At 64.9% G+C, this 4,117-nt stretch carries 2 protein-coding genes and 1 pseudogene; 2 read left to right on the plus strand and 1 reads right to left on the minus strand.

The genetic code is table 11. From position 1 onward, the window contains the following. Window positions 1–30 precede the first annotated feature (30 nt). Complete coding sequence (locus tag BHQ40_RS24180; protein ID WP_007683471.1) at window positions 31–2,961, minus strand: Tn3 family transposase; 2,931 nt, start codon at window positions 2,959–2,961, stop codon at window positions 31–33. A 146-nt stretch (window positions 2,962–3,107) separates the two neighbouring features. Between BHQ40_RS24180 and BHQ40_RS24185 the strand changes: the two genes are divergently transcribed. Both BHQ40_RS24185 and BHQ40_RS24190 read left to right on the plus strand, forming a co-directional pair. After that, a complete protein-coding gene (locus BHQ40_RS24185; RefSeq protein WP_007683474.1) occupies window positions 3,108–3,701 on the plus strand; it encodes a recombinase family protein in 594 nt (197 codons plus the stop codon). Next, a pseudogene (locus BHQ40_RS24190) lies at window positions 3,698–4,117 on the plus strand (hypothetical protein); the annotation flags it as partial. The gene BHQ40_RS24185 and the pseudogene BHQ40_RS24190, both read left to right, overlap by 4 nt.

The raw sequence follows: 4,117 nt of genomic DNA on the forward strand, positions 1-4,117 counted from the left end.
ATGGCCTCTGTACATTATTCGGACACAGATTCACGGTAGCGGCTTGATGAGCAGCGGCATGAGGCCATCGGCATCGAGGTCGAGGCTCTCGGACCAGATATAATCGCCGGTGAGATTGATGCGGTCCCATCCCAGCGGCGACAATCGGGACAGCATGGCGGGATCGACAGGTGTGCCGCGGTGCCGCAGTTCATCGACGGCACGACCGAGATAGCGGCAGTTGAAAAGAATGATGGCGGCCGTGACGAGGTTGAGCGCTGCCGCGCGGGTCTGCTGGTTCTCCAGGCCACGGTCGCGAAACCGCCCGAGCCGATGGAAGGCGACAGCGCGGGCCAGGCTGTTGCGTGCCTCGCCCTTGTTGAGTTCGGCGGTGACCGTCCGGCGCAGATCGGTGTCGTCGAACCAGCGCAGCGTGAACAGTGTGCGCTCGATCCGTCCGACCTCCCGAAGTGCCGCAGCAAGACTGTTTTGTTGACGATAGGCGGACAGCTTCTTCAAAATCAGCGACGGTGTGACAGTGCGGTCGCGCATCGCCGCGATGACCTCCGCAATTTCGGCCCAATGGCTGACGATCAGGTCCCGACCGAGGCGGCGCCCGAACAGCGGTGCGAGCCGACCATAGCGCCGCGCGGGCTCGAAACCATAGAGTTGTCGATCCGACAGGCGCGGAATGCGCGGCTCGAAATCGAGGCCGAGCAAATGCATGACGGCGAACACGATATCGGAGACGCCGCCACCATCGGTGTGGAGGGCGGTGATGTCCGCGCTGCTTTCGTGGCCGAGGATGCCGTCGAGTGCGTGGATCGCCTCGCCCGCCGTCCCGGCGATGACCGTCTGATGAAGCGGTGCGTATCGATCGGTGATGGTGGTGTAGATCTTGACCACGGGGTCGCGACCGTAATGTGCGTTGACCGTTCCTCCGGCTTCGCCGGCACCGCCGAGATAATAAGCCTGCCCATCGGCCGATGCGCGATGCCCCGAACCAAACCAGGCGGCGAGCGGTTCGGCATGGATAGCGTCGGTCAGGCTGGCGAGCGCGGCGCGAAACGTTTCCTCGCGCATATGCCACGTCTGCATACGCAACAGTGCGCGACGCGAGGCGACACCGCAAACTTCGGCCATGCGCGACAGACCAAGGTTGGTCGCCTCCGCGATCAAGGTGGCAAGAAAGGCGCGTTCGTCGGCGGGAGGCAGACCGGTCGAGACATGGCCGAAATGCTGGATGAAGCCGGTCCATCGTTGAACCTGCGACAGCACATCCGTGATACGGGTGGCAGGCACCATGCCGTAGCAGGTGAGCGCAAGTTGCCGCCCTTCATCCTGACCAGGGTCTTCTTTGGGGTCTTTCGGAAACCGCAGCCGCTCGCCGGCAAAAAGGGGGGGATCGCGTTTGTCCAGATCGCGGGCGACCTCGCGCAGGGCGCTATCAAGCCTTGCCGCCCTCTCGTCGAGCCAGGCGTGCGGATCGCCGAGCGAGAAAGCGGGCTTCGGTACGGGGCTGGCCGGTGGGGCAAGCAGCACACTGAGCGCGCGATGGACGCGCGCGGTCGGCACCCAGATACCACCGGATGCCAAAGCATTGGAAAGCGCGCTGTAAGTCGCCATCTCCCAATGGGTACGATCGATCCCGCCTGCGGTCATGACATGCCGACGCCAGCGGTGCTCGACATGGCCAAGCGGCACGTCATCGGGCAACGCCCTGCGCCAGTCTCCGTCGAGATCGGCGAGGATCGCCATCGCATCGCGCAACGGCTGCATTCCGGCCCGGCCCTGGAAATCAAAAGCGCGCACGAACGACGGCCCCATCCGCTTGAAGGCGCGATATTCCGCCGCGATCTCGTCCAGAACCTCGTTCCGGTGCGGTGAGGCGGTACGTCGGATGATAGCGGCGTCGGCGTCGATGATGTCGAGGGATGCCACGGCATCGACCGCCGCGGCGACATCGCCGCCAGCCCGGGCCGCCTGGCTGATCGCTTCCAGAACCCTGGCGATGCGTAACATCCGTTCGCGGCCCTCGCGGCCGGAAACGGCCACGCGCTGTTCGAGCCGTTTGCGGGCGCGCAGATGGGCCCGCCCCACGAGCGCAATGAACATATCGATCGCCGCATCGGTCAGTGTCGCCTCCAGCTCGCGCAGCGTCGCGAGCAGCACGACCCGCCTGCGGGCCGGGCGCATTTGCTGGAAAGCCTGTGCCGTGTAGCGCACACCCTCCCGGGCGAATTGCCCCAGGCGCGGTTCGTGGCGAACATCAGGGGAGAAAGCCGATATGCCCGTCCCACGAATCAGCGTGATCTTTTCGACGATTTCCAAAAGCGAAGCGGATGCGACACGCGGTTCTGGCTCGCGCAGCCAGGACAGACGGCTCTGCCGGTCATGCACCTTGTCATCGATCAGCGCGTCGAGTTGCTGACGCATCTCATGGCCAAGGCCGCCATCGATCGCGGCCACGAGATCCGTTTCCGCCTGATGTATCGCCTCGGCCGCCATGCGCTCCACGACGCTGACACCCGGGATCACGATCCGACGCGCGCGCATCTCATCCAGAAGCCGGCCGAGCAGCGCGCGTCCGTCGATGATGCTCGCCGCCTCGTTTGTCAGCCATGTCCGCAATTCCACGCGGTGCGGGCGGCTCAGATCGCTGAAGCCGAAGCGCGTCTTGATCGCGGCGAGCTGATCGTAGCGCGTGGGCGTGCGTCTGGCGAAATCAGCTATGACCTTTGCATCCACCCCGACCTGCTCGGCAATATGGTCGAGCATGACCGCAGGCAGCAGTTCCCCGTGGCGCAGATGCCGGCCCGGGTAGCGCAGGCAACAAAGCTGCAGGGCGTAGCCGAGTCGGGTGGCGGGCGTGCGCGCGGTGTCGATCGCGGTCATGTCCTCACCTGACAGACTATAGTGCTTCACGATCGCCGCCTCGTCGTCGGGCAACATCAGCAGGGCAGCGCGCTGCCGCGTCGTCATCGGAATCCGTCCGGGCATCTTTGAACCTCCAAAAACCACTTGCCTTTCGGCATGATTCTGAAAGAGGATTGTGAAAGACAAGAGGCCGCAGGAATCCGTTCATGCCGCACTGGCCTCCGGATACGGCCGTTTGTGAAAGGCAGGATTTGACCAGGGCACCCTATCTGATCGGCTATGCGCGGGTGTCGAAGGGTGACGAGCAGTCGAACGCCGCCCAGCGCCGCGCCCTCGACGCGGCTGGGTGCAGGCGCGTGTTCGAGGAAATTGCCAGTGGCGGGCGCTGGGACCGGCCAAAGCTCCTGGAGATGATCGGCCAGTTACGCGACAGTGACGTCGTCGTCGTCTGGAAACTCGACCGGCTATCGCGCAGCCTCAAGGATCTGCTGCACATTATGGAGCGGATCGAGGCGGCGGGCGCGGGCTTCCGCTCGCTGACCGAGGCGATTGACACCACCACGGCCGCAGGTCGCATGATGATGCAGATGGTCGGGAGCTTCGCCGAGTTCGAGCGCGCCATGATCCGCGAGCGCACCTCCGCCGGCCTCGCCCAGGCGCGCGCCGAAGGGCGGATCGGCGGACGCCGGCGCAAACTCGGCGAAAAGCAACGGCGCGAGATCGCGGAGTCCGTCATCTCCGGACGAAAATCCGGCGCCGAGATGGCGCGGCTCTATCATGTCAGCGAGCCGACCGTTTCGCGCATCGTCGCCGCGCACCGACAGACTATGGAGCTACCGGCATGAAACGCGGCCACGACCTGACCGGGCTGATGAAGTTCGCGACACGGCCCGAGTGGGCCGACGACCTGCATGACGCGCTCGACGATCATCTGGGGCCGGTTCTCACGCAGTTCGACATCGATTCCGACGAACTGCCCGGCATCATCGGGGATCACTGGGCCATGACCTTGTGGGGCTGCGCGTTCGAGGACCTGGTGACCCGCGTCTTCGAGCCCGATGGCCGCAACATCGTGGACGAATATCTCAAGCGCCGCGGATGGAACGAGGCCGGCCCCAACAAGCTCTACATGCGCGCGCTGAAGACCTCCGTCATGAGCGTCTATGAAGTCAGCGCGATCGAGCCCGGCGTCGGCTTCCTCGCGCGAGATCTGATCCGGGGCGGTGATCCCGTCCAGGTCCGCGAGCGCACCGCGTCCAGG

It is taken from the genome of Sphingobium phenoxybenzoativorans, from assembly GCF_001757355.1.
In the GTDB taxonomy this organism is placed as follows: domain Bacteria; phylum Pseudomonadota; class Alphaproteobacteria; order Sphingomonadales; family Sphingomonadaceae; genus Sphingobium; species Sphingobium phenoxybenzoativorans.

What these genes read in the sequence shown, in the direction of transcription:
- BHQ40_RS24180 (WP_007683471.1), bottom strand. Translation starts at nt 2,961, where the DNA reads ATGACGACGCGGCAGCGCGCTGCCCTGCTGATGTTGCCCGACGACGAG.